The sequence below is a fragment of the Leptolyngbya sp. 7M genome (genome assembly GCF_018128485.1).
Map to the genome: position 1 here is coordinate 3,219,324 of NZ_CP070897.1, position 24,364 is coordinate 3,243,687.

Genomic DNA, 24,364 nt, shown 5'->3' on the forward strand with positions numbered 1-24,364 from the left:
CCGACAGCCTTAGGCGAGTTAATGATTTATTTAGGTGTCGATAGTTTGCATAAGCTCAGCCCAATGATTCGGTTGAATGAAGATGATAATGCCGTAATCAGTCCAAGTTGGATCCAAGTCTATCGGGAGATATCAGAATGGGCCATCCTCTTTAATATTATCCGCAAAACGCAATTTGGCTCAGATACTCTAATTGTCTTTGATGGATTACTCCGAAGCAAGGTATTTACTGGTGCTCTCTTCCATCAACTACTGGTTGGGCTACAAGAAGCTATTCAAGAACATGCGCGTCGATATAGACGCAAAATTTACCTGGTAGGTCTTGCGAAGCATAGCAAAGTTTTGTCTCGCTATCGGCTTGCTATGTCATTAGAGGATGTGATGACTGCCAATTATCCTTGCTATGTAGAAATTCCTCGCGATATTGAAACTAAAGCTTATGTATGGCCAGAATATGCCCGCGGAGAAGACTCTGAGGTAGAGGGTAAAGAAGAAAACAAGTTTGTTGGCGGAAAGATGTTTTTCGTCAAGTTTGGTAAGAGTCCCCATGACCCAGTCTGGCCTGTTGATGTCTTTGAACCACAGACTCAAGATGCTGCTGCTGTAATGGGTTATTTGCTGGCTGATGCAGAAAATGGGTTTCCTGTGCCTTTTTACCCACTCTGTCTACAAAAAGCTCATGAAAATGCTGCGCTAGTAGACTTCGACTTTGATGTTCTGCAAGATGAAATTTTTGACGGTATCCGCAAGTTACTTGGGAAAGATAGTGATGTTCTAGATGCAGCCCGTTTTCAAGATACCGATCCCTCGCAACGTCGATATTAGGAAACTTCTATGAGTCAAGTTGCACTTTTCCCCAAGCATAAAATTGTTGGTGTTTTCAGAGGTTTTAGTGAAGGAGGTTTAGAATTTCATGCAGATTTGGTTTTGCCTTATAAAAGCGAATTTCAAAGCATCCCAATGCATGGACAATTTTTGCTCGTTCAGTTGGAAACAGAAAATGAAGCTGTTCTAGGTCGCATTACATCATTATCTTCAGCCGGGAAACTTGCTTCTGGCGTTGGGGAAGAGTTCAATATAAGAGCGCTACAAGAGGATCGGCCTGTTCCTGAGGATTTGCGGGAAAAATATTTGAAGTACCAAATCGATATTCGCGTACTCGGCATACTCCGACTTAGCGCTAACAAAATTTCCTTTATTCCTTCTCATCGCAGGCTACCTCATGTCGGCAGTCCTGTAGCATTCCTCGATGATGCGGTTCTTAGAGAAATCGTGGGACATAATGATTCTGGATCTCCTATTGGACATTATGCACTAGGAGAATTTATTTACTGTGGTAATAGCAAAGCTGCCCAAATAGAAGCGGCAATGCAAGTAAAATCACCAGAGGTTCAGGTTAAATTTCCAATTCGTAATTTAGTATCACGACGCTCATTCATCTTTGCAAGAGCTGGGTTTGGTAAATCCAATTTAAACAAGCTTTTATTCTCGGCATTGTATGAAGTAACACCAACCGTAGAGAAGCGAAAAAAAAGAGAAGTTCCAGTTGGTACAATTCTCTTTGATCCTGATGGAGAATATTTCTGGCCAGACGATAAAGGAAGACCGGGTTTGTGCGACGTACCCCACCTTCAAGATAAACTGGTTGTCTTTACGAATCGGAAAGGACCAAGCGAATTTTATAACTGTTTTGTTGCAGGTGGAATTAAGCTCGACATCAGAACACTTCGACCAGCAGATGTCATTTCTCTGTCAGTTAGCCCAGAACAACAGAACCAGCAAAATATTGCTAAGCTAAAAGGCTTAAAGCCAAATGAATGGATTCAGCTTGTCGATTTAATTGATCGAGACGGCAATGGAGCTGATCTTGACAAAATTAAAGGACTTCTTAAATTGGAGAAACTACAGGATGCAGAAGCATTGGCGGCCCGTAGCAATATGACAAAAATTGTGAGGGGTTTGCATAGTAAGGAAAGCCGATTGATGGACATGCTTCTCTACGCCCTAGAACAAGGCAAGTTGTGCATAATCGACATTTCCCAGATGAGAGGTCAGCAAGGTTTAATTCTGTCTGGTATTATTCTTAGAAAAATATTTGATCATAATCAAGAACAGTTTACTGAAGCCGAACCTAAAACAATTCCTGTCTTAGCGGTGATTGAAGAAGCTCAGAGTGTGTTAAATGAGCGCGCAGCGGGTGCTGAACCTTACATTGAATGGGTTAAGGAAGGACGTAAATATGATCTAGGTTCTGTCTTGATTACGCAGCAACCAGGTAGTATTCCGAATGAAATTTTAAGCCAAGGGGATAACTGGTTCGTATTCCACTTGCTTTCTGCGGCTGATCTTAGAAATATCAAAAACGCTAATTCCCACTTCAGTGACGATATTTTGAGCGGCCTCTTGAACGAACCAATCCCTGGACAGGGAATTTTCTGGAGTTCGTCCAGCGGCAAACCTTATCCTGTAGGAGTGCGAGTTTTATCCTTTGAGAAAATCTACGAGATGTTAGATCATGAATATAGCCGTCCAAGAGTACAAACATTCGCCGAAATACTTCGAGAGCAATATTTGCCTGTACATCCGACAACGGGAGAAGTCGATCAGCTCGTAATCTTACGGTGTGCAATTATTAAGCAGCTTCGGGAAGATGAATCTTTTATGAGCAAGATGCGTGATCCTAATATAGGTGTAAAAGGGGGCGAATTAAGTGAAAAGATACGTAATGCGCTCCCTGATAATACTTTTGAAGTGGAACAGGTCGCTAGAGATCTATTTAAGCCTGTTTTAAATGAATTGTTCGGTGAAGATGGCTGGGAATGGTTTCCTGACAGATCAAAACGAATTAGGTGTAAATCCTAGAGTTAAATTTATTCAACTCGTTGCAGTGGCGTGATCTTGGGGTCAATGATTTTCCGCCCCAAACTAGGAAACTTAATCGCCAGACAGATCTTGTTACCCGCGCCGAAAATATGCGTCACTTCGCCTGCACCAAAGGCTCGGTGAATCACCCGGTCACCCACACTCCAGTCATCAGCATGGGTATTGGGCAGGCTAGAAGTCTGCTTGGCTTCGCGAATTGATTGAGTCATACGTTTAAGATGACGAAATTGAACGCAAAGTGATGACGATTGCGAATGCAGATAATTGCATCGGCTGTGAAGCTTGTGCTAGAGTCTGTCCTAAAAATTGTCAAACCCATACCGAGTTGGCACTAGCTGGCATATGACCCCATCCACCCATCCTACCCGACATAACTGGACAGCTTATTACGAAGCAGTAGAAGGCCGTCCACCACGCGAAACGCTGCTCAAGGCTCTCGCTAATTTTGAGGCAGAGCCAAGCGGTAATACCACTCAGCCTCGATTGGCCGTTGATCTGGGCTGTGGAGACGGACGGGATACCATAGAGCTGCTACGACGAGGTTGGCGAGTACTGGCGATCGATGCGGAGCAAAAGGCATTTGAGCGGATGCTGAGTCGTTCCGATCTCCAGCCAAGTTGGCGGCACCAACTGCGAACCCAACTGATGCGCTTTGAAACGCTGGCCCTCCCGATTGGGCTGGATCTGATCAACGCCAGCTTTTGTCTGCCCTTTTGTCCACCGGCTAATTTTCCCCATCTCTGGCAAACGATTGTGGCAGCGCTGAACCCCGAAGGTCGGTTTTGCGGACAGCTATTTGGTGACCGGGATTCATGGGTTCAGTTCCCGAATCGCAGCCATCAAACTCGCGAACAAATCATCGCCCTACTACAGCCGTTTGAGGTGGAATGGTTAGACGAAGAGGATCATCCCGGCGTCACGGCAATAGGCGAAGAAAAGCACTGGCATATTTTTCACATCGTGGCACGGAAGCAATAATGCCCAAACAGAAATAGCTTCTAAGTAGGTGAGCATAATTAAACATAAAACCCAAAACCCTGCGCCGCCCGCGCAGGGTTTTGAATCTGGTTTTTAATTATGCCGAGGTACTTAATCCAAGGCATTATCTGCGACTGGCATTCCTTCTAGCTATCCCCATTGGCTTGTTAGGAGACTTGATTGACTTGGGAGGCGCTGAGTTTCGTCTACCCGTTCTCGCAGGCCACCATTACATCACTGGCTTTCACGACAGCATAGGCTGCTTTGCCAACACTCAATCCCAACCGTTCAGCCGAAGCTTTGGTAATGATCGCAGTAATTTCAACGCCAGGTGCTACCTCCAACACCACTTCCGTATTCACAGCTCCAACGTCAATCGTTTTGATTGTGCCTTTTAAAGCATTGCGAGCGCTAATTTCCATATCCTATTCCTTACTTAATTTGAGAAAAATCTACTGTTTGATTCAAGAGAAATCTATATTACTTGTAGCCTTCAATAACACTCTAGCAAAAAAACACAAACTTTTAACCCCATCAATCACCATATATTTTCAAATCAATTTTAAAGTATTCTTAAGTTCATTATTTTTGTACCTTTAAATACGTTTTGCGATTGATACTATGTTCACAATCTAAAAGATGGCAGCTAAAAGGATATGTAAACAGTTTCAGTCGATCGGAAATGGATTTGTTTTGATCCCTAAACTTGGGTTTGTTCGCGCAGTGTGTGCATCGCACAATCCCCCTAAATCCCTGCGGGAATGCGCCTTCGGCGTAGACTAAGAGGGACTTCAAGCCACGGTTGGCTTGGTTCCCCCCTTCGGTAAGCTACGGTGTCCACACAAGTCGAAGATTCCCCCTAGCCCTCTAGGGGGGATCTCAACATGATTTGCGATCTACTGGGACTGACTATTGCTAGTAAAACAATTTCTCTAGAAAACAATCTCTTCAAGACAGAATTTCGAGTTCGATTCCTGATGAATACCCGGTAAGCTTGTGCAAAGAGTGCCCAATTAGCCAAAAATCATTTTATTCTAGCTAAGCTGCTAATCAAAGTCGCCACTTCGTTCTAACCCACTCTACTATCTCAAGTCCCATGAAACGTAAACAGGTTCTTGCTTTTTTAGGCGGTTTGCTGATTGCCCTGACCGGATCGCTTGGTTGCAGTACGGTTGCTCCGGTTCCTACCAGTGATCAATCTACGCAATCTACAACACTTTTGATTGCTGCCGCTGCTAGCCTTCAGAATGCGCTAGAGGAGATCGATCCAATATTTGAAGCCACCAACCCTGGCATTACAGTCAGCTATACCTTTGCCGCCTCCGGTCCGCTGCAACAGCAAATCGAACAAGGTGCGCCTGTAGATGTGTTTATTTCCGCCGCAACCAAGCAAATGGATGCGCTCCAAACCAAGGATTTGATCTTCAGCGAGACTCGTCGTAACCTCCTGACTAATCAATTAGTGCTAGTCGTACCCCAAAATTCCCGCTTGCAACTGACCAGCTTCCAACAGTTGACCGATCCAAATATCAAGAAAATTTCGGTGGGTGAACCGCGCAGTGTTCCTGCTGGACAATATGCCGAAGAATTATTCAATAACGCAGGCATCCTCGATCAATTACGTACAAAATTCGTCTATGGCAACTCGGTTCGTAGCGTTTTAGGCACCGTAGAGAGCGGCAATGCCGATGCAGGCATAGTCTACGCCACCGATGCCAAAAGCTCAAACCGAGTCAAATCCGCTCTCACCGCTACTGCCACCCTCCATACGCCCATTGTTTATCCAATCGCGGTGATCAAAGCTAGCCCCAATCAACAGGCAGCCCGTGCCTACGCTCAGTTTCTAAGCAGCAAACAATCACACGCTATCTTCGAGAAGTACGGTTTCGGCATTGCTCCCTGAGGTTGATATTATGCCTGCGGATTTATCCCCCCTCTGGATTTCTCTCAAAACGGCTGGGCTGGCCACCTTGATCACATTCCTGGCGGGCACAGCGGCTGCCTACTGGATGCTGGGATACCGAGGCCGCTGGAAATCAATCATCGAAGCCATTCTGATTGCGCCGCTAATTTTACCGCCTACGGTCGTAGGGTTTCTGCTGCTGCTGCTGTTTGGCAAAAATGGACCGTTCGGACAATTGATGCAGCAATTTGACTTTACCATTATCTTTACCTGGTATGCTGCCGTTGTAGCTGCATTCGTGGTTTCGTTCCCGTTGATGTATAAAACCGCATTAGGAGCATTTGAACAAATTGATCCCAGCCTTCTGCAAGTCGCCCGGACGCTAGGAGCACCCGAAGCGCGAGTTGTAAGACAGATTCTTTTACCGTTGGCAGTACCCGGACTCTTAGCTGGAGTTACCCTAGCGTTTGCGCGGGCCTTAGGCGAGTTTGGCGCTACCTTGATGAATCAGTGGAAATCAAGGTGGTTGAGCCGGATGGAGTGATCACCGAATATCAACTCACTCCAGGCCAAAACCTGATGGTAATCGACGGACAGGATGTCAACGCTGGAGAAGCCCTCACCGATGGTCCCGCTAATCCACACGAAATTCTGGAGGTCTTCTTCGACTATCACCGGGGTGAAGGCATGCCAGATGCTGAGTCGGCCCTGCGCAGCTTGCAGGCGGTCCAGACTTTCCTAGTGAACGAAGTCCAGTCGGTGTACCAATCCCAGGGCATCGAGATCTCCGACAAACATATTGAAGTGATTGTACGGCAGATGACCTCGAAGGGCCGAATTGATGATGGCGGTGATACCACAATGCTACCGGGTGAATTAGTCGAGCTACGCCAGATCGAACAGGTGAATGAAGCCATGTCGATTACCGGCGGTGCTCCGGCTCAATACACTCCGGTGCTGCTGGGGATCACCAAAGCCTCGCTCAACACCGACAGCTTCATCTCGGCAGCCAGCTTCCAGGAGACGACTCGTGTTCTTACCGAAGCAGCAATCGAAGGCAAGTCCGACTGGTTGCGCGGCCTGAAGGAAAACGTGATCATCGGACGCTTGATTCCTGCCGGTACTGGCTTCAACACCTACGAAGACACAGCTGCCGTGGAACCTGACGCGAGCGACTATCCGGGCTTTGAAGAGGAGATGGGCGGCTTAGATGACATCGTGGTGGATGATCGCACAGCCCGCACCTATGAGCGCGAAGCTGGCTTTGACGTGTTCCCGCCGATCGGTAGCCGCAACAATGGCGGCTTCGGTGACTTTGGGGCCAGCTACGGTATGCGTGCCAACGATGAAGATGATCCGTTCTCGCCGATTCTCGATGATGGCGACGAGTACGAAGCTGATGACGTGGATGAGGATGAAGATGAGGATGATGAAGAATAATCTATTCGTTCATTCTCAGCTCGTTTAATCTAATCACAGTTCCTCCTCTGCTAGGGTAAAACCATCAGGGGAGGAATTTTTTATATGCGGGCGAGGAGAAACGGTCTGTGTTCAGCATTGTTACAATATCCAAGTACCGGTGTGGACATGCTCATGCTGTGGCAACCAATAGAAGACTTACCGTTGAACTGGGAAAATCTGGCAAGTTCTGAGTTACCACCTCTAGTTACTGTTTGGAATGAGCAGGCAGATCGATTGCGTCAATCTGGTGAATTTCAAGCGTTCAATCAGAAATTACGGCGAGAAATAGCAATTGAAACTGGAATCATTGAGCGTTTGTACACAATAGATCGGGGTATTACTCGTTTATTGATCGAACAAGGAATCAATGAGGCATTAATTCCTCATGGAGCTACAGATCGCCCGGTCAAGCAGGTTATTTCTCTGATTAAAGATCAAGAAGCTGCAATTGAAGGGTTATTTGATTTTGTAGGTGGACAAAGAACACTGTCAACTTCGTACATAAAGCAGCTACATCAGCTTTTGACTCAAAGCCAAGACAGTACGGAAGCCCTTAATCCAATCACTGGACAGGTAATGCGCGTTCCTTTAATTAAAGGTGATTGGAAGCGGCAACCTAACAATCCTCTGCGACCAGATGGTTCAGTTCATGAGTATTGTCCTCCTGAGCAAGTTGCATCTGAAATGGACAGATTGATTACCTTGCATCATCAGCATCGCGATCAAAAAGTTCCTCCTGAAATTGAGTCTGCGTGGTTACATCATCGGTTTACGCAGATTCATCCGTTTCAGGATGGTAACGGTCGCGTTGCTCGTTGTTTGGCTAGTTTAGTATTCATTCAAGCTAGTTGGTTTCCTTTAGTTCTTACCCGTGATGATCGAGCAGTTTATATTGCAGCTTTGGAAGAGGCAGACCAAGGCAATCTATCCAGCTTGATTAATCTATTCGCGAAAAGCCAGAAGCAAGCTTTCCTCAGAAGTCTTGGTTTATCAGAGCAGGTTTTATCAGAGGCACGACGAACTCAAGTCATTATTTCTTCTATCACTGAAAAGCTAAAACAAAATCAATCTGCATCCATTCAAGAACGATGCAAGAAGGTTGAGAGCTTCGCCTCAATCTTATTTGACATAGCTTATAAGCGCTTACAGGAGGTTGCTGATGAAATCAGATCATCTGTCCAGGATTTCGTCGATGATAGTCAGATTTTTACGATCTACGCTCCTGCCGGTGATCCTCGCTCATATTATCATCGTTACCAAGTAGTGGAAACGGCTAAACAGTTAGGATACTTTGCAAACCTCCGAAACTATCACACTTGGATCCAACTGGTTATTAATGTAGAAACATCAACCACTCTTTTGCTTTCATTTCATGTTCTTGGACATGAGTATCGGGGCTTACTTGTATGTACTGCCTGTGCTTACCATAGAGATAGGGACGATTCCGAAGAAGGTGAACGCAATATCAATAGTATTATCAGTGATGTTCAAGCTTTAACAGATTCTCCATTTCAATTCTCTTATGCAGATGAAGAAGAGAATTTAGTAGGGCGTTTTAAGCAATGGCTAGAAGATGTAATTCTGACTGGTTTAGAGTATTGGAATAAGAGTATTTAGCAGACAATCCACACAGTTTTTGTTCATTGCGCTATGAACATGCGAGTATCGGCATTCATGTATCTTTACTGGCGGATTTACGAACAAATCGATGAAGCCACTGCAAAGCAAGATCTCTACAAAATCTGGATGCCTAATTTAACCTGGCAATAGTTATTGTAGTTTATGGATCAGGTGTTGCAGCAGCATCGGTAGTTGAACGGGCTAAACCGTTTTCAGAGATTGCAGGGACAGAACCGTTTGGAGAAATGTCGGCATAGGCTGGAGTATCGTCAACGGGTGCAGCTTCGGCTGGAGCAGATTTGGTTGGATGCTTAAGCTGCGTGATCAGTTTCGCTTCGCTCGTTTGGGCAACAAAGTGGGGGTAGATGATAGTTTCAAACAAGTCTTTGATTTTTTGGTTGCCTCGCGACTTAGCAATTACAACTACCTCTTCATAATCCTGTTCTACCGAGTGTTTCCGTCTCCTTGAACGCTCTGGTTCTGGATACTGGTAAGTTGCAAATTCAGCTGCAGAAAGCCAAGTCGAGTGCAGCGTTGCGCCCAGATTTAGCGGTTGTTCAGGGCTGTGCAGTTTACAAAGCGGACCTTGGGGGAAAGTTGGCGGTGTAGGAAAAGGGCGCATTGGGACGATTAGCGGATGCAGCCCAGGCCGTCCAGGCGAAGAAGGCAGTGACATCTCGGATCTCGGTTTGGTCGGTAAACCAATTGCTGGGGATCGAATGGATTGACGATCCCTGAGAAAGTAAGGTTCGGTAATCGTCAAAGACCTGTTGGAGTCCCTGAATTTGTGCTGGGGTCAAGGTCAGGGAGCCAGTATCAGCGTTGTAGCGATTGGTCTTAAATTCACGCTTGACTTTCACCTGGAGGGCAGCGCGATCGACTTCTGACAAGGCTTCTAGATCGTTTTGATCAAAACTTGGATCACTGTTGTACAACACGCCAGCCGTGGCCAAGCCCCAGCGATGCAACACATCTGCTGTCCAGTCGGGAGCCAGATAACTCCCATGCCCCCAGACACTGCCAATGTGTTGTCCGCCTCTTGCCAGATAGGTTTCCTGCCCCGATTGGATATTGTCCTGAGTCAGAATAATTTCTTGCTGTGGTGATACAACTGTTGCCGGAATCGGGGGCGCGTTTTTATAAATGGCCGCACCTGCCGAAATTAAAACAGTAAAGGTGACCAAGCAAATCAGCACCAGCCACGCCGGAAGGCTGAACTGCCAAGGGCGCTCACGAACAGTCACCGCAATATCAAAAGTTGGATTTGCCATAAGTGCAGTTTCAGTAGCTTATCAATGACGATGGAATCAATCGCAGAGAGTCTCGATGGAATGATTCTCAGAACTTAAGGGCAGGATTGCATGTACCTGCTCCCACAATCTAAGTGACTCATCTCAAGGGTAGGCGAACCCAGGTTCGGAACGCTTTGACTTAAGTCAAAACAGTCCTTGAAAGATTCTTAATTTTGGGGCAACATTGAATTTTTTAAATAAAAACAAAGTTTTATATGCAAATCTCACAAAAATCAACTCTTCAAACAGGTGCTCAATGTTCCAAACTTAAAATAGTTTCCAGATCGAGTGGAAGTTGCGATCAAAATGAAGAGATGGTAGGTGAATTTGAGCTAAGCAGTTGGTTGCAGAGAACGCTGGTTTTTCAGGGTTTATCAAGATCGCAACTGGTTTCCATCGTTCAGATTGCTCAGTTGCAATCCCTCAACAAAGGGGAACTACTTTTCAAGCAGGGCAGTGAAGCCACGGGCTTTTTTGTTGTTAAAAGTGGACGTGTAAAAGTCTTTCAAGTATCGCCCACGGGCAAAGAACAAATTCTCAATATTTTTGAGTCTGGAGAAAACTTTGCCGAAGTTGCTGCCTTAGATGGAAAACCCTTTCCTGCCTCAGCTGCCACATTGGAACCCACAGAGTTGATCTTTTTCCCACGCAAGGCATTTCTGGACTTGCTGCATCAGCATCCTGATATTGCGATCAATATGCTGATCAGTCTTTCACAACACTTGCGACATCTCACTGGCGTAATTGAAGATTTATCGTTTAAGGATGTACCGCAACGATTAGCCACTTATTTACTCAAGTTGAGCCGTTCAAGCATAGGTGAATCCTCTACCCGCTCTCATCCCACCACTCATCCCACCAATGTTGTGACACTCGATTTGACCAAAAGCCAACTGGCTTCGGCTTTGGGAACCATTCCGGCAACTCTTTCTAGAGCCTTTTATTACCTCAGCAGTGAAGGATTAATTGCAGTTAATGGTTCACAAATTGAATTATTGGATCGCGATCGCTTACAGGAGTTAAGCGATCCGACGAAACAAGATTGTTCTCCTTCCTAAAAAGAACTTGATAGGACTCAATGCCCGCTTTCGAAGTGCCTTAGTAATGGCTTTATTGAGGCTGTTTTCAAGATGAGGGAGTTTGCGATGATTCTCTCGGAGACGCTGTGTATCCATTTGGCTGGGATCACACGAGGTGATTTATGATCAAATGAAGAAGGGCAAGAGGTTCTATGCAGTCCAAAATCACCAATTCAGTTCGCTGGACAATTGCTGATCTAACGATCTTTGAAGGCGATCGCGCCAATCGCTACGAAATCATTGATGGGGAATTGTTTGTAACCAGAGCGCCGGATTGGAAGCATCAGGAAGTGTGTGGCAGAATCATTACGCGGTTGAATTTTTGGTCTGATGAAACCAATTTAGGAAGAGCCGCCATCAATCCTAGCATTATTTTCTCAGAATCAGATAATGTCATTCCCGATGTCGTTTGGGCAAGTCACGAACGCCTAGAGCGATTGCTCGATGATGCAGGTCATCTCACGGCGGCCCCTGAACTCGTGGTTGAGGTGCTGTCTCCAGGGAAACCGAACGAAAGACGAGACCGAGAAGCAAAGCTAAAGTTATATTCTGTCCGGGGAGTGCTGGAATATTGGATTGTGAATTTTAGGGAACAAAGCGTTGAAGTGTATCGCCGTGAGAACGCAATGCTGAAACTCGTCGCAACACTTTATTCTCAAGATGAAATTACCAGCTCAATTTTGCCTGGTTTTAGCTGTTTGGTGAGTAAATTGTTTTAGGTCAACAACTCTAAGCTCTTGAATCCGATCGCTGGCAGAGTGAATTGGCAACGTATACGCTGTGCAATTGCTCAAGTTGCCCCATAAACAGGTGCTTCTAATCTCCGGAAATGAGTGGCATTGAGCTGTTGATCGATAAGGAGCTGCTCAACAATCCCTGATTGGTAGGTGCTGCGCACAGGCTTCGCCTCTTCCCCCTTTATTGAAGGGAGGTTAGGGGGAATCTTCGACTTGTGTGGACACCGTAGACCGCTTGCGGCGGGAATTTCGGTTCACATGACCGAATACGAACGCCCAAAGGCCGGGGAATCTAACCCCAAATAGATTGAACCCATGAATTCAAAACGGAACCCCTGCTCAACGAGAAGGCTAGGGTTTGGAAATTGTTTGCAAATTATGACAATTACCGGGATCGGTTGAAAATTGCGAGTTTGAATAGATGTAGTTTCGAGTTTACGCTGAGCTAAACAATCATGGCACGTAAAATTAGGCATCGCACTGGCCGAGGCACCAAGAATCGCTACGATGGTCGGCTGGATTATGGTCTGCCAGCTCCGTGGAACTTGAACGAAAATAATCTCTATGTTGCTGATGCAGACATTCTAGCTACGGTGGGTGATGCCGACACCGCCATTCCGCTGCAAATTCGCGATGATGGTGATCCACGAAACGAACTTTCGGTACTCCAAAATGCCGAGATCCCATTTGAGGCCTGAATCTAGCCTAGAGTTTCTATATTTTCCAACGATCTCCGTCGTTTAATGAACGGCCTTCTTTTTGTGAGGTGAATTGTATTAGTCTAGCCGCATATAGAGTCTGCAAAATAACCTTCCGTGCAGTTCAGTCAGAATGACCGAAGCTCAGCCAGAACTTAGTCAGAAAGAATTACTTGACACAAAGTCTTCAAACTAATATCATTGTGTTTCAACGGTGTTTAGCATCGTTGTTACACCCTCGCTTTCGAACGAAACTCGTCAAATTCCCAAGTCCCGATAATTGGGAAAGGGAGTCTCTCTTAAAAACAAAATGTCATCTAAATTAGGGGAAATTCTTGTCCGCGAAAATCTTGTTACCCCACAACAACTGCGCGAGGCGATGGAATATCAACGCACCAGTGGCGGTCGCCTTGGTGCAAATTTGGTAAAGCTCGGCATTATTTCTGATGATGTCATTACTGCAGTCCTGTCCCGCCAATATGGCGTGGCTTCCATAAATCTCGATCTCTTCCAGATCGAACCAAGCGTCATAAAGCTGATCTCTCAGGAAGTTGCTCTCAAGTACACGGTGCTTCCGGTGTCCAGGAGCGGGGCTACACTGAAACTCGCGATGGCCGATCCGACGAACGTCTTCGCGATGGACGACATAAAGTTCATGACCGGACTGAATGTTGAGCCGGTCATTGCTTCTGAAGCGTCGATCCAAATGTCGATCGGTAAATATTACAGCGGTTCAACTGAGATCGATATATTTGACGCTGCCTTTGCGTTCGAGCCGGATAAATCGACATCGAGAAAGAGCAGGAATGGCTCAAAAACCGTAAAGGCAGACGTTGGGCTGTCCGATTCAGATCTGGATGTTTCCCTGGAAACCTTTGATTTTGCACATAGCGATGGCGAGGAACTTGAGGTCATCGACAATAACGAGGAGATCGACCTTGCCACTCTTACCAAAGAGAGCCAAGGTGCTCCGGTTGTCCGGCTTGTGAACGTCCTTATGGTTGACAGTCTTCGTCGTGGAGCATCAGACATCCACGTCGAACCTTATGAAAAAGACTTCAGGATCCGCTTTCGTATCGACGGCGTTCTTTATGATGTTATGCATCCGCCAATGAAACTGCGAGACCCGTTGATATCACGTCTCAAAATAATGTCGAAGCTGGACATTTCTGAAAAGCGGTTGCCGCAGGACGGACGCATCAAGATAAAGGTCAAGGTTGACGACCGTTCGAGAGAGTTAGACTTTCGTGTTTCGACCCTTCCGACACTGTTTGGAGAGAAGGTCGTACTTCGTCTTCTTGATAAAGAGAAGCTGATGCTTGATATGACAAGACTCGGTTTTGAACCGGAAAGTCTTGCAAAGTTTCAACGGAACATTGCCAATCCCTATGGAATGGTCCTTGTAACTGGGCCAACCGGGTCCGGAAAAACGAACACCCTATATTCGGCTCTTCAGTCGCTTAATACGCCTGAGACCAATATCATGACGGCCGAGGACCCTGTCGAATTCAATCTTGAAGGCATCAACCAAGTGCAGATGAAGGAACAGATCGGTCTGAACTTTGCGGCCGCACTCAGATCATTCCTTCGTCAAGACCCGAACATCATTCTCGTCGGTGAGATACGTGACTTCGAAACGGCTGAGATCGCTATCAAAGCAGCACTGACCGGCCACCTGGTGCTTTCAACGCTTCATACTAATGATGCCCCTTCAACTATCTCTCGTCTGGTCAATATGGGCATCGAGCCGTTTCTGGTCGCGACGAGCGTTAATTTGATCCAAGCTCAAAGGCTGATCCGCAGAATATGCAATAACTGCAAGGAGGAGGTACATGTTCCTCCAGAGGGTCTTGTTGAGATCGGTTTTGATATAGAAGAGGCCTCAACTTTGACTTTATACAAAGGTCGTGGATGCGAGGCATGTCTCAACACCGGTTACAGAGGACGGGTCGGACTTTACGAGGTTATGGAAGTTACAGACGAACTTAGGGAGTTGATCATAATTGGTGCGAGCTCTATGGAGCTCCGTAAAAAAGCCATCGAACTGGGAATGATCACGCTTCGCGAATCCGGACTTTACAAGATCAGGGAGGGTATTACGACGATCGAGGAGGTCGTCAAGGAAACGGTGCTCTAGCACACACGGAGGAAATATGGTAAGGGCAATCGCTTTGTCAATCGCATTACTTGTAGGCGTCGGCACACTAATACCGCTTGCGACGGAATATGCTGAAGCCGGAACTAAGAAGACTCGAAAGTACAAGAAAAAGAAAGTTCGAACCTGGCGCGGTGTCAAGCCTTATTCAAAGCGGTGGTGGCAGCTTTATCGAGCGCAGGAGCGTCGGAAAAAGGCTCGCCGAGAGGCTATCGCTCGGCGACAGAGGTCTCTTCGCCTTCGACAGTTGCGTTTAGCGCGTGCACGCCAAGCCGCCGAAGCACGCGAGCGAGTAATTGCTGCAGCACCTGCTCCTAAGGCTCCTGTCGCGAAACGCTCAGTCGTAATGCCCTCTGGAGAGTCTGCTCCGAAGTCGTGGCAGGCGGATTCAGCGAACCCGTCAGAGGTGCGTTTCAAGGTCGATAACGGCCGCGGAGGTGATGCCGGATCAGCCGCGATCACGGTCGTCGGACCAGCAATGGGTGAGACCGTTACATCCGGACGTAATCGTACAGTCGGCGGCGTTGCGACGACGTCTCTCCGACGCGAGGTCATCAATCAAATGATCCGTGAGAATGGCTGGGTGGTAAATGATTACCAGAAAGAGATCGGTGGAAAACCGGTTTATGTGGTCGTTGCTCAATCACAGGCACCGGGCGGCCGCGTTCAGTCAAGAATGTTCTATTTCACCGAATCTAACGGACGTATCTACAGCGTTGCGACAAATTCATCAGCCGAAACCGCTGAAAAGGTCGCTGAAGAGACCGAGAAAGTTATCCGATCGCTACAGTCTCCGGGTCGCGTTCAGCAAGCTTCAAGAGACTGATCCTTTCCGATATCAGGTCTAGGCGGCGTGAGGATCCCTTCAGAACGCCGCCTGCCTCCTGCCTAATATTATGAGCTACGAACAGCACGAGAACATTGCATCCCAGATAACCTTGCCGGAACTCTTGACTTCACTAGCCTGAAAAAGGCTGTAAGCTACAGAACTACGTGCTGTGCACAGGTTCCGCCACCAAAACTTAAAACTCAAGACTGTCAAAACTGCCTATGAAAGCACTTGTAACAGGCGCAAATGGTTTTACCGGCTCCCATCTGGTCAAACGGCTGGAACAGCGAGGCGATACGGTAGTGGCGCTGGTGAGAAAATCGAGCGATTTGTCGCGATTGGCGGGCACTAACGCTCAGTTGGTTTACGGCGACATTACCGATCAACAGGCTCTGGCAACCGCAGTGGCTGGAGTAGATTGGGTGTTTCATACGGCGGCCTATGTGGAATTGGGCCTAGTCGATGCGGCACTGATGGAACGGGTGAATGTAGAAGGTACCCGGCAAGTGCTAGAAGCTGCCTTGGCAGCCGGAATTCGCAAAATGGTGTATTGCAGCACGATTGGCGTCTATGGCGACACGCAAGGGCGAGTTGTGGACGAATCCTTCCAGCGGCAGCAAAAAGACTTCTCCTCGGCCTACGATTCGACCAAGTACCAGGCGCAGCAATTAGTCGATCAGTTTGCGGCTGAGGGATTGCCGGTAGTCAGCGTCATGCCATCCGGTATTTTTGGTCCCGATGATCCCCACTTTGGTCCGGTGCTGAAAGCCTTTCTGAAAGGCCGACTGAAGTTATGGGCGGGCGGCAGGCGGATTACCGGGATTGTGCATGTCGATGATTTGGTCGAAGCAATGCTGCTAGCAGCAGAAAAGGCCAATCCTGGATCGCACTACATCATTTCTGCCGGCGATATGAGCACGCGCGAAATGTTTGAGTTTCTCAGCCGAGAAACTGGCATCCCAGTACCGAAGGAAGTACCCGAACCGTTGGTGCGCCTAGCTGGTAATCTTCTCGATCCGATTGGACGCCTGTTCTCCTGGCAGCCGCCCCTCAGTCGCGAGCGGGTGCACTATGTTTACGATCGCTGTGTTCGTGTCAGCGGCAATAAGGCCCGGAATGAATTGGGCTGGCAGCCCCGATCGGTGGAGCAAACCCTGCGCGATGTGGTAAGCGGGATTTTGGAAGGACCCTAGGCTCCTACAGTCGCCCCACCTAACCGCGTCGATTGCAACATGCCATCCTCGATATAAGCCACCCGATCGGCTTCTTCAACAATCCGTGAGTCGTGGGTCACCATTACAACGGTACGGCCCTGCTCTTTAGCCAAACGGCGCAATAGGGCCACTACCGCCTGACCACTGCGAGAATCGAGGGCAGCAGTTGGCTCGTCAGCCATGATGAAGTGAGGATCGCCAGCTAAGGCGCGGGCAATGGCCACTCGCTGCTTTTGACCACCAGAGAGGTCGCGGGGCAGGTTGTTGGCTTTGCTTTCTAGTTCCACCTGCTCTAGCAGCCGCATCGCCTCTTGTCGAGCTGCCCGTCCCTTCACGCCCTTCATTTCGATTGCCACCACGATATTTTCCAGGGCGGTCAATGCCGGAAACAAATTAAATTCCTGGAAGATGAAGCCGATGTTCTTTAAGCGAAAGCGAGCAAGCTGGGAACGTGACATGCGGGTCAAATCCTGTCCCAGTAGACAAACGCTTCCTGTCGTTGGAGTCAAAATACCTCCCAAAATTGACAGCAATGTAGTTTTACCGGAACCGGAGGGTCCCATCAGGAGCTGAATGTCACCCCGGTATACATCGAGGTCGATATTTTTGAGCGCCTGAAATCGCTGGGTCCCACTTTGGAAAACCATTTCCACCCCTCTGGCGACAATGGCTCTGGCCCCGGCCTTAATCGAGTCAACCGATGCATCAGCACCCTGATTCAAGACTGTATGGGATTCTGTTAGGTTGATTTGGAAGTTAATTGGCGTAGCAGTCATTGGTCGTATTGGGTAGGTAAATCTTTTCCGCTATGGAAACTTATGTTTGATGACCCTTACTTTATGCAGTATGCGAGTTTTTGATAGGGATGGTTGTTAATCTGGCACAGTCCTCAATCTGGCACAGCCTATCAATTGTGAGGTTTGAGAACTTATCCTGAACCGGAGTTTGGCTCAGTTGTGCATCTGGCACATTACGAATCTGTCACAGAAGAGATGCCAATCCTCAGGGTAGATTCACCAGAGGCCAATCAAAATTCGGATGAAGTAACGAAATTGACGGCTCTTTTATCATTCTTTCAAAATTGCTGGTTTTTACACAGGCTGGAGATAAAGTATTCATGCTGTTTTGGCTCAACAGTTTTCTACAGACACCGAAAAATTACGGAGAACTCACATGGATTGGCACTGGTTAGATGCCATCAATCAGGACTTAAACACAATCGCTGGATCCACACGAGTAATCTTCTGAATTGCAAACATTGCTGACCCCACACACATAAAGATCGTCAACCCCAAAACTCCAGCCGCCGTCAGCGGTGTGATCAAGATCATGATGCCTTGGGTTTGAAATGTCCAGGCTCCTAAACCCAGGCACAGCGCCAAACTTGGTAGATAGCCCAGTAGGCCCATCCAAAGCGCCTGACGAATAATGATGCCGTAAACCACTTTGTCAGACACGCCCATTGCTTTGAGAGTAGCAAACTCTTTCATATGGTCGGATACCGACGAATAAAGAATTTGTCCCACAATTACGACGCCAACAATCACGCCGACGGTAGCGCCCAGCCCCAAAATAAAGCCAACCCCCGTGCGTCGCACCCAAAAGCTGCGCGTTCGGCTGGCCATTTCCGCCTGCGTTACGGCCAGAGTGCCCGGTAAGGCTTGCTCTAACCGCTGCTTCAACGCCTGTATATCCTCCCCTGGTTTTGCCCGCACCAAGATGTAACTAATCGGGTCGGTAGCCGTGAGGGGCGTTGGTTGCGACGAAGCCGGATTGGCATCGGGTGATTTTTGGTAGACGTTCGTGCAGCTAAACTCACCATTCTGTAAGCGGCAGTTCAGGCTAGCTGTTAAACCGCTGGTCGAAAAGGCTTTGGCGTTTTCAATTGAGGTGAATAGATAAGGACTCGATGTAATCGACTGGGACGCTTGAGTTAGCCCCACCAGCTTTAGCCCCAAGGAGCCAAGCGTGGCCGTATCATTGACTTGCTGTATCCCTAAACTGTCTAAAGTGGACTCATCTACCATGACGGTAAAGGGCTGCTTTAAGTTGCTAACACTGCCGGCACATCACCGCCAACACAGCCTGAATCTCTGCTCGACTGTACTTCAACCGCCAGAGTTCCTGTTCAGCCATTTCGGGATCAGGGGCTAGTAGACTCGTTAGCTTCGCCACCTTGAGCCAACTGCGAGTACTTCCCGAAACCCGCTGCTGATCCCGCAGCCACCCCGACAACTCCAACCCCGACTGCGTCGAACCCAGCCGTTCCGCAGCCTGATCCACCGCCGCCACCCGCTCTAATCCCTCAGCCGTGGCATGGGGCAACCAAGCGGCCAGTAAGCCATCTTGCCAGGCCAACTTCAGGAATGGGGTGCTGCTCGCTGAACCCAGCAAATAGCTCAACTCAGACTGCACCCGCTCTGCCGCCACAAACTGAAGCAACCCCGCAAGCTGTTGAATTGTTTTTCGCGTCTTGTATTCGATCGTGAACCCAAGTTGGGCAGCTTGTCGATAGGCTCGCAATAACCGCAACGGGTCTTCCTTGAGGTTTTCCAGACGCACCATGCGAATCAGACGCAGTTGCAGATCGCTATACCCATGCAGTGGGTCAATCACCTGAGCTGTATGGGGATCATAGGCAATTGCGTTGACGGTAAAATCGCGATGCTCTAGATCTTCCTCTAGCGAAAATCCCACCTGTTGAGCAAAATCAACCGTAGCGCGCTCAAACACCACCCGGGCAATCCGCCGCTCTGCGTCTAGCAATACAAAGCCGGCCCGATAGTGATTGGCAATCATCTTAGCGGTATGCACCGCTGCTTCGGGCAATACAAAATCCAAATCCAGATACTCCGCCTGCCGTCCCAGCAAGGCATCTCGCACATTTCCACCTACCAAATAGGCCGCAGGAGGCAACCACTCCAAACCAAAAGGCCAAGTTTGAGGAGACAGGGCCGAGGCTTCCAGCTGCCGCGGCTGATTGTTCTGGCCAACGGTCAGTTTGAATTCTGCTTGGTCTGACCGAAGGTCAGTAGAAAGTTCTGTACGCTTCAAAAACAATTTAATTCAATCCGTTAACAATATCGTTCTGCCCCGCTGGAGGCCGGAAGTATAGCTGATTTCTGGAAGTCAGTAGGGAATCTCAGTCATGTTCAATCTGCTGGCAGCCCATAGGCTTTGGCTTCAAGTTTTGGTGGCGTAACCTGTATAGAGTTGTAATTTCAAGTTTTGAGCAGTTTTGAGTGACTTGTTGCAGTTTCTCAGCTTAGGCTTAAGTTTGTCAGCCCCGAATGATCAGCAATCTCTTCAAATTGTGAGCATAAAAGCTCTGGTTGAAATTGGCGTTAAATCCTCAAGAATGACTGAACCTTATCTTTACCTTTTGACTCCTGACTCCTGGCTCCTCGGCCACCTTCACAATCCATCTAGAACCACCCTACCTACACCTTTCATTTTGCAACATCCCTTCCATAGTCGACTCCAGATCCAGCAAACTTGAGCTAGAGTATCAGAAAAGCACCCACAAATCCCAATCGCTGCTGAATCTGTGGAGGAATTCACCATGTGTATTTGTGTGAATTGTCATTATGTCGATCGCTGCACCACCTATCATGCAGTCGAACACCAGCACCAGCAGCCTCATTTGACAGATTCTCCCGATTTTGAGGCGACGGAGCCGACCATCAACGTTAATATTCGCCACAAAGACGACATTATTGAAATGGAGTGGGATGTGGTAGGCTGTCTCAGCTTTAAAGCAGAAATGGGCAAGTGGTCGCGGTTGCGTCCGGGTGAACTAGTGCCGACCTGATGCTGCCGTGGCTCTAGACGATTTGAAATCACTCATTGGTTATCTCAACTGGGTTTATCTCAATTTGAGGTAAATTTGCTTTCAGTATTTAGACCTTTTTGGGCAAACTTTTTACCAGCAGGTCGGTTTGGCCTGTTGTTTAGGATAGGTAAAGCAGGACAGGAGTAGATTTGGCCATGATTTGGCATCTCCTGCTAGCATCCTGACTACCTCTGGCCTCAACCCCGGTCTCCTAGCTGATGATTGTTTGCCTCGATCCAACCTGTACCAAGCCTGTCAATCCAGATGATGCCGTCTTTTGTCAAACCTGTGGTCATCCACTACAGTTGGGCGATCGATTTCAGGCGGTGAAGCTCATCGGGCAGGGAGGATTTGGCCGCACTTTCCTAGCAATTGATCGGGCGAATGATCAGACTATTCAGCAGGCTGATAACACATTGATAAATCGGGATCAGCTCGATCAAGGTGGGATTGATGGCTGGAGCGAAGATATTGCAGCAACACGAAACATCCAGACTAGAGATGCAAAGGTACAGTCAGGGTTTTGTATTATCAAGCAGCTTTTGCCGCTGCAAAACAATCTGCGTGAGAGCACTCGCCTATTTCAGCAGGAGGCCGCGCAACTCGCTAAATTAGGGCAGCACCCACAAATTCCTAAGCTGTTAACCCACATTGAGCAGGAAACAGCGCTTTACCTAGTGCAGGAATATGTTGCCGGCCAGAATCTGGAGCAGGTGTTGGCAACTCAGGGCGTGTTCAGTGAGGCTCAAATTCGCAAGCTGCTCGCCGATCTGCTGCCGGTGCTGCGCTTTATTCACAGCCAGCAGGTGGTCCATCGAGATATCAAACCTGCTAATATCATCTGGCCAAGCCAAGGCGAACGCTTCGTTTTAGTTGACTTTGGAGCCGCCAAGTCTCTCAGCGAAACGGTCCTTACCCAGACCGGAACAACGATCGGCAGCGCCGGCTATGCAGCACCTGAGCAAGCAATGGGTAAGGCTACATTTGCCAGTGACCTCTATAGTTTGGGCGTCACCTGCGTTCATTTGCTGACAGGAGTACATCCATTCGACTTGTATTCGATTAGTGAGGATCGCTGGGTTTGGCGACAATATCTGACCCAACCGATCAGTCTGGAGTTGCGTCGAGTATTGGATAAGCTACTGCAACGGGCCACCAGCCAACGCTACGACACCGCTACAGCCGTTCTCCAAGATTTGCGTCTAGAAGCAACCGTGCAGGCGTCGCCGTCAGTGTCGGTCACGGGAGTGTCGGTCACGGGAGGTGGGTCTACGGCCTCGTTGTCTCGTCCATTGGTGGAGGCATGGCGCTGCGTGCAAACTTTGACGGGGCATCAGGGAGAAATCACAGCTCTCGCCGTGAGTCCGGACGGTGAATTAATTGCCAGTTCGCATCAATTGTCCCTCAAGGCAAATAGCGCATCTGTACTAGTGAAAGATGTGAGATCACTGATATCCGAGATCACCGGATTGCAGCAGCTCTTACCTGACGCCGAACTTTATGCGGGTGGCATCAGTTTGATGAACGAAGGCTGCTACCTCAACCCCCATCTCGATAATTCCCATGATAAAAGTCGGACTCATTATCGCGTTCTGAATCTGCTTTATTATGTCACTCCCGATTGGCAAGAATCGTATGGCGGCAACTTAGAACTTTGGGATCAGGGACTAAAGCACCCTTGTCGCACAATCTACAGCAAATTCAATCGATTGGTGATTATGGCCACCAACAAAACCTCCTGGCATTCTGTCAGTAAAATACGCTATGCTGGGCGACGCTGCTGTATCAACAACTATTACTTCTCTCCCCAATCCCCCGATGCACAGGACTATACCCATGTCACCTCCTTTCGAGGACGGCCAGACGAAAAGCTAAAAGATACTGTTCTTCGAATCGATACGCTATTGCGTAACTTGGCTCCTAGGTCACTCAAAAACTTAATCCGCAAGCCCCAATACTATAAGAAACAACAGTCAATACAGGATCAGTAATATAGAATAAGCAATAGAGTGTGTTTTTCGGATAGATTTGGCTAGAGTAGTAGTTATTCAATGGAACAGGGGGCATGCCTCTTGACAACTAAATTATTACTAGCTTCCTAATGTATACTCAATCAACGGAGCCTCTGACTCAATACATCACACCCCAAGCAAAAGCATGCTCTTATTTCGATAACAATATTCTTGCTTTTCCTATTTCACGTAATACATTCTCTTTAAAGGCAAATAGATACTATTTTGGACACCCTAAGTGGAGTCGCAACTATCTTGCAGCCTGTCATCAAAATAGTACTTTTAAAGAACGCTGGAAAACAGCTATTGATAGTTGGCAGGACCAAATTGTAGTTGATATTGGCTGTGGTCCTGGCAACATTTATCGAGCGCTGCGCGATCACCTTGGTAAACCTCGTCTATTGATTGGTATCGATATTTCTCCAGGTGGGTTGCAAATTGCTCAAGAGCTTGGCTATACACCAATATTGGCTGATGCTCATCACCTCCCCTTTGTAGATGGCTTTGCAGATGTAGTCACACTAAATGCAGCACTGCACCACTGTGATGATATGGATCAAGTATTGCGGGAGGCTGCTCGCCTTGTAAAACCTAGAGGGCTGCTAGTTACCGATCATGATCCACAGCGAACCGCCTGGAAAGACGGCCCTTTTGCTCGATGGATTTGGAATGCACGCTTGCCACTTTACCGTTGGACCAAGCGAGGCGGCCATGCAACAATCGAAGAGCAATATTGGAGTACCGCAACTGAGGTTCACCATAAACCGGGCGATGGAGTTACCACTGATTTCTTTCATCGAAATCTTGATCCTTTAGGATTTGCAGTGAAGTGTTATCCCCATAGTGGGGGCGGCACTGAGGTATTACAGGGAAATTATGGCCGTCCACAACCCAAAATGCAATTAGTACAATGGCTGACTGGGATTGACTCAAGCTTGCCAGAAGCAGCATTGTTATTAATGTGTGTAGCACGTAAGCAAATAGTATATCAGCAGGATGAAGCGTCAACATAAATGGATTGTCGGTCTACTGAGCTTAGCAATGGTTGGAATCTTTGGCATGATCCCGGCACGATTAGCTATTGCCTACTTCCACTCACCTCACCCTGAGGCAATTCTGGTATTAGGTGGCAATCCTGATCGAGAGGCAGCAGCAGCGCAACTGGCAAATCAGTATCCAGAATTAGATATTTGGGTATCAAGCGGTGAACTGCCTCAAAACGCCAGAGCAATTTTTGCAACAGCAGGCATCTCAATGCAACGACTTCACCTCGACTATCGAGCCACAGATACCGTCACCAATTTCACAACGTTAGTTCCTAAGTTGAAGCAGAACCAAATTCAACATATTTTTTTAGTAACCTCCGATTTTCACATGCCTCGTGCTCAGGCAATCGCCACGGTAGTGTTGGGAAGCCAAGGAATTGCATTTACATCGGTACCCGTACCATCCGACAATCCTCCAGAGGCAAAGCTCCGAATTGCTAGAGATGTGGGGCGCTCGGTACTATGGCTGGCTACAGGTAGAACAGGTGCGACTATAGGAAGTTGTATCGATTCTGAGAATGTCAAAAATATAGAGAATTGTAGATTTTTGAACAGGTTTTTTTTGCAATCACGATGGAGTTAGCTGTTTCACTCAGCACTTTAAATTATATGAGGCTCTTCGTGT

At 47.8% G+C, this 24,364-nt stretch carries 25 protein-coding genes; 18 read left to right on the forward strand and 7 right to left on the reverse strand.

Features of this window, described 5'->3' with window-relative positions; translation table 11 throughout:
* Positions 1-21: 21 nt before the first annotated feature.
* Together JVX88_RS15955 and JVX88_RS15960 are read left to right on the forward strand one after the other, a co-directional pair.
* Positions 22-825, forward strand: coding sequence for a hypothetical protein (locus JVX88_RS15955; protein WP_211628276.1), 804 nt, complete (start codon positions 22-24; stop codon positions 823-825).
* Positions 826-834: 9 nt separating this feature from the next.
* Complete coding sequence (locus JVX88_RS15960; RefSeq protein WP_211628277.1) at positions 835-2,862, forward strand: ATP-binding protein; 2,028 nt, start codon at positions 835-837, stop codon at positions 2,860-2,862.
* A gap of 8 nt (positions 2,863-2,870) precedes the next feature.
* On the opposite strand, the gene JVX88_RS15965 is transcribed toward JVX88_RS15960, so the two are convergent.
* Positions 2,871-3,092: a hypothetical protein gene (locus JVX88_RS15965; RefSeq protein ID WP_263975553.1), complete on the reverse strand. Its 222-nt coding sequence runs from the start codon at positions 3,090-3,092 to the stop codon at positions 2,871-2,873.
* 32 nt (positions 3,093-3,124) lie between these two features.
* Here JVX88_RS15965 and JVX88_RS15970 point away from each other — a divergent pair, with 32 nt between their 5' ends.
* Together JVX88_RS15970 and JVX88_RS15975 are read left to right on the forward strand one after the other, a co-directional pair.
* Positions 3,125-3,229 (forward strand): 4Fe-4S binding protein, encoded by a 105-nt coding sequence (locus tag JVX88_RS15970; RefSeq protein ID WP_263975554.1) that lies wholly within the window; start codon positions 3,125-3,127, stop codon positions 3,227-3,229.
* Positions 3,190-3,861: a class I SAM-dependent methyltransferase gene (locus JVX88_RS15975; protein ID WP_263975555.1), complete on the forward strand. Its 672-nt coding sequence runs from the start codon at positions 3,190-3,192 to the stop codon at positions 3,859-3,861. Before JVX88_RS15970 ends, JVX88_RS15975 begins: the two co-directional genes overlap by 40 nt.
* A gap of 206 nt (positions 3,862-4,067) precedes the next feature.
* On the opposite strand, the gene JVX88_RS15980 is transcribed toward JVX88_RS15975, so the two are convergent.
* Positions 4,068-4,283 carry a molybdopterin-binding protein gene (locus tag JVX88_RS15980; RefSeq protein ID WP_211628278.1) on the reverse strand — a complete coding sequence of 72 codons (216 nt, stop codon included), beginning with the start codon at positions 4,281-4,283 and terminating at the stop codon, positions 4,068-4,070.
* Between the two features lie 674 nt (positions 4,284-4,957).
* Here JVX88_RS15980 and modA point away from each other — a divergent pair.
* From modA to JVX88_RS16000, 4 genes are all read left to right on the forward strand, one after another.
* Positions 4,958-5,764, forward strand: coding sequence for a molybdate ABC transporter substrate-binding protein (gene modA, locus JVX88_RS15985; protein ID WP_211628279.1), 807 nt, complete (start codon positions 4,958-4,960; stop codon positions 5,762-5,764).
* Between the two features lie 10 nt (positions 5,765-5,774).
* Positions 5,775-6,308, forward strand: a complete 534-nt coding sequence (modB, locus tag JVX88_RS15990; protein WP_211628280.1) for a molybdate ABC transporter permease subunit — start codon at positions 5,775-5,777, stop codon at positions 6,306-6,308.
* Positions 6,287-7,204: a hypothetical protein gene (locus tag JVX88_RS15995; RefSeq protein ID WP_410503769.1), complete on the forward strand. Its 918-nt coding sequence runs from the start codon at positions 6,287-6,289 to the stop codon at positions 7,202-7,204. Before modB ends, JVX88_RS15995 begins: the two co-directional genes overlap by 22 nt.
* 153 nt (positions 7,205-7,357) lie before the next feature.
* Positions 7,358-8,842 (forward strand): Fic family protein, encoded by a 1,485-nt coding sequence (locus JVX88_RS16000; RefSeq protein WP_225931429.1) that lies wholly within the window; start codon positions 7,358-7,360, stop codon positions 8,840-8,842.
* A 163-nt stretch (positions 8,843-9,005) separates the two neighbouring features.
* Here JVX88_RS16000 and JVX88_RS16005 read toward each other — a convergent pair whose 3' ends face one another.
* Positions 9,006-9,467 carry a hypothetical protein gene (locus tag JVX88_RS16005; protein WP_211629140.1) on the reverse strand — a complete coding sequence of 154 codons (462 nt, stop codon included), beginning with the start codon at positions 9,465-9,467 and terminating at the stop codon, positions 9,006-9,008.
* Positions 9,418-10,116 (reverse strand): hypothetical protein, encoded by a 699-nt coding sequence (locus JVX88_RS16010; RefSeq protein WP_263975556.1) that lies wholly within the window; start codon positions 10,114-10,116, stop codon positions 9,418-9,420. The genes JVX88_RS16005 and JVX88_RS16010 overlap by 50 nt, the downstream gene beginning before the upstream one ends.
* 236 nt (positions 10,117-10,352) lie before the next feature.
* On the opposite strand from JVX88_RS16010, the gene JVX88_RS16015 reads away from it, so the two are divergent.
* The 6 genes from JVX88_RS16015 to JVX88_RS16040 all read left to right on the forward strand — a co-directional run bounded on the left by JVX88_RS16015 (position 10,353) and on the right by JVX88_RS16040 (position 16,828).
* Positions 10,353-11,195, forward strand: coding sequence for a Crp/Fnr family transcriptional regulator (locus JVX88_RS16015; protein ID WP_263975557.1), 843 nt, complete (start codon positions 10,353-10,355; stop codon positions 11,193-11,195).
* Between the two features lie 173 nt (positions 11,196-11,368).
* Positions 11,369-11,935: a Uma2 family endonuclease gene (locus JVX88_RS16020; RefSeq protein WP_211628281.1), complete on the forward strand. Its 567-nt coding sequence runs from the start codon at positions 11,369-11,371 to the stop codon at positions 11,933-11,935.
* 473 nt (positions 11,936-12,408) lie between these two features.
* Positions 12,409-12,651 carry a hypothetical protein gene (locus JVX88_RS16025; protein WP_211628282.1) on the forward strand — a complete coding sequence of 81 codons (243 nt, stop codon included), beginning with the start codon at positions 12,409-12,411 and terminating at the stop codon, positions 12,649-12,651.
* A 310-nt stretch (positions 12,652-12,961) separates the two neighbouring features.
* A complete protein-coding gene (gene pilB, locus JVX88_RS16030; protein ID WP_211628283.1) occupies positions 12,962-14,788 on the forward strand; it encodes a type IV-A pilus assembly ATPase PilB in 1,827 nt (608 codons plus the stop codon).
* 16 nt (positions 14,789-14,804) lie between these two features.
* Positions 14,805-15,632, forward strand: coding sequence for a hypothetical protein (locus tag JVX88_RS16035; RefSeq protein ID WP_211628284.1), 828 nt, complete (start codon positions 14,805-14,807; stop codon positions 15,630-15,632).
* 224 nt (positions 15,633-15,856) lie between these two features.
* A complete protein-coding gene (locus JVX88_RS16040; RefSeq protein WP_211628285.1) occupies positions 15,857-16,828 on the forward strand; it encodes an NAD-dependent epimerase/dehydratase family protein in 972 nt (323 codons plus the stop codon).
* On the opposite strand, the gene JVX88_RS16045 is transcribed toward JVX88_RS16040, so the two are convergent.
* The 3 genes from JVX88_RS16045 to JVX88_RS16055 form a co-directional block, all read right to left on the reverse strand.
* The gene (locus tag JVX88_RS16045; protein ID WP_225931430.1) at positions 16,825-17,625 is read right to left on the reverse strand and encodes an ABC transporter ATP-binding protein; all 801 of its coding nucleotides are present in this window, start codon (positions 17,623-17,625) and stop codon (positions 16,825-16,827) included. The two genes, JVX88_RS16040 and JVX88_RS16045, sit on opposite strands and share 4 nt — an antisense overlap.
* A gap of 426 nt (positions 17,626-18,051) precedes the next feature.
* A complete protein-coding gene (locus JVX88_RS16050) occupies positions 18,052-18,876 on the reverse strand; it encodes an FtsX-like permease family protein (protein WP_211628286.1) in 825 nt (274 codons plus the stop codon).
* A gap of 25 nt (positions 18,877-18,901) precedes the next feature.
* The gene (locus JVX88_RS16055) at positions 18,902-19,903 is read right to left on the reverse strand and encodes a CCA tRNA nucleotidyltransferase (protein ID WP_225931431.1); all 1,002 of its coding nucleotides are present in this window, start codon (positions 19,901-19,903) and stop codon (positions 18,902-18,904) included.
* 508 nt (positions 19,904-20,411) lie between these two features.
* On the opposite strand from JVX88_RS16055, the gene JVX88_RS16060 reads away from it, so the two are divergent.
* The 4 genes from JVX88_RS16060 (at position 20,412) to JVX88_RS16075 (ending at position 24,322) form a co-directional block, all read left to right on the forward strand.
* Positions 20,412-20,660: a Ycf34 family protein gene (locus JVX88_RS16060; RefSeq protein WP_036004406.1), complete on the forward strand. Its 249-nt coding sequence runs from the start codon at positions 20,412-20,414 to the stop codon at positions 20,658-20,660.
* Between the two features lie 239 nt (positions 20,661-20,899).
* Positions 20,900-22,672 carry a protein kinase domain-containing protein gene (locus JVX88_RS16065; protein WP_211628287.1) on the forward strand — a complete coding sequence of 591 codons (1,773 nt, stop codon included), beginning with the start codon at positions 20,900-20,902 and terminating at the stop codon, positions 22,670-22,672.
* Between the two features lie 110 nt (positions 22,673-22,782).
* Positions 22,783-23,706: a class I SAM-dependent methyltransferase gene (locus tag JVX88_RS16070; protein WP_211628288.1), complete on the forward strand. Its 924-nt coding sequence runs from the start codon at positions 22,783-22,785 to the stop codon at positions 23,704-23,706.
* Positions 23,707-23,734: 28 nt separating this feature from the next.
* Positions 23,735-24,322 carry a YdcF family protein gene (locus tag JVX88_RS16075; protein ID WP_225931432.1) on the forward strand — a complete coding sequence of 196 codons (588 nt, stop codon included), beginning with the start codon at positions 23,735-23,737 and terminating at the stop codon, positions 24,320-24,322.
* The last annotated feature ends 42 nt before the right edge of the window (positions 24,323-24,364 follow it).

Bases quoted from the DNA above. Each gene is read 5' to 3' on its own strand.
- JVX88_RS15955 (WP_211628276.1), top strand. From the start codon at position 22: ATGATTTATTTAGGTGTCGATAGTTTGCATAAGCTCAGCCCAATGATT.
- JVX88_RS15960 (WP_211628277.1), top strand. From the start codon at position 835: ATGAGTCAAGTTGCACTTTTCCCCAAGCATAAAATTGTTGGTGTTTTC.
- JVX88_RS15965 (WP_263975553.1), bottom strand. From the start codon at position 3,092: ATGACTCAATCAATTCGCGAAGCCAAGCAGACTTCTAGCCTGCCCAAT.
- JVX88_RS15970 (WP_263975554.1), top strand. From the start codon at position 3,125: ATGACGATTGCGAATGCAGATAATTGCATCGGCTGTGAAGCTTGTGCT.
- JVX88_RS15980 (WP_211628278.1), bottom strand. From the start codon at position 4,283: ATGGAAATTAGCGCTCGCAATGCTTTAAAAGGCACAATCAAAACGATT.
- modA (WP_211628279.1), top strand. From the start codon at position 4,958: ATGAAACGTAAACAGGTTCTTGCTTTTTTAGGCGGTTTGCTGATTGCC.
- modB (WP_211628280.1), top strand. From the start codon at position 5,775: ATGCCTGCGGATTTATCCCCCCTCTGGATTTCTCTCAAAACGGCTGGG.
- JVX88_RS16000 (WP_225931429.1), top strand. From the start codon at position 7,358: ATGCTGTGGCAACCAATAGAAGACTTACCGTTGAACTGGGAAAATCTG.
- JVX88_RS16005 (WP_211629140.1), bottom strand. From the start codon at position 9,467: ATGCGCCCTTTTCCTACACCGCCAACTTTCCCCCAAGGTCCGCTTTGT.
- JVX88_RS16010 (WP_263975556.1), bottom strand. From the start codon at position 10,116: ATGGCAAATCCAACTTTTGATATTGCGGTGACTGTTCGTGAGCGCCCT.
- JVX88_RS16015 (WP_263975557.1), top strand. From the start codon at position 10,353: ATGCAAATCTCACAAAAATCAACTCTTCAAACAGGTGCTCAATGTTCC.
- JVX88_RS16020 (WP_211628281.1), top strand. From the start codon at position 11,369: ATGCAGTCCAAAATCACCAATTCAGTTCGCTGGACAATTGCTGATCTA.
- JVX88_RS16025 (WP_211628282.1), top strand. From the start codon at position 12,409: ATGGCACGTAAAATTAGGCATCGCACTGGCCGAGGCACCAAGAATCGC.
- pilB (WP_211628283.1), top strand. From the start codon at position 12,962: ATGTCATCTAAATTAGGGGAAATTCTTGTCCGCGAAAATCTTGTTACC.
- JVX88_RS16035 (WP_211628284.1), top strand. From the start codon at position 14,805: ATGGTAAGGGCAATCGCTTTGTCAATCGCATTACTTGTAGGCGTCGGC.
- JVX88_RS16040 (WP_211628285.1), top strand. From the start codon at position 15,857: ATGAAAGCACTTGTAACAGGCGCAAATGGTTTTACCGGCTCCCATCTG.
- JVX88_RS16045 (WP_225931430.1), bottom strand. From the start codon at position 17,625: ATGACTGCTACGCCAATTAACTTCCAAATCAACCTAACAGAATCCCAT.
- JVX88_RS16050 (WP_211628286.1), bottom strand. From the start codon at position 18,876: ATGGTAGATGAGTCCACTTTAGACAGTTTAGGGATACAGCAAGTCAAT.
- JVX88_RS16060 (WP_036004406.1), top strand. From the start codon at position 20,412: ATGTGTATTTGTGTGAATTGTCATTATGTCGATCGCTGCACCACCTAT.
- JVX88_RS16065 (WP_211628287.1), top strand. From the start codon at position 20,900: ATGATTGTTTGCCTCGATCCAACCTGTACCAAGCCTGTCAATCCAGAT.
- JVX88_RS16070 (WP_211628288.1), top strand. From the start codon at position 22,783: ATGTATACTCAATCAACGGAGCCTCTGACTCAATACATCACACCCCAA.
- JVX88_RS16075 (WP_225931432.1), top strand. From the start codon at position 23,735: ATGGTTGGAATCTTTGGCATGATCCCGGCACGATTAGCTATTGCCTAC.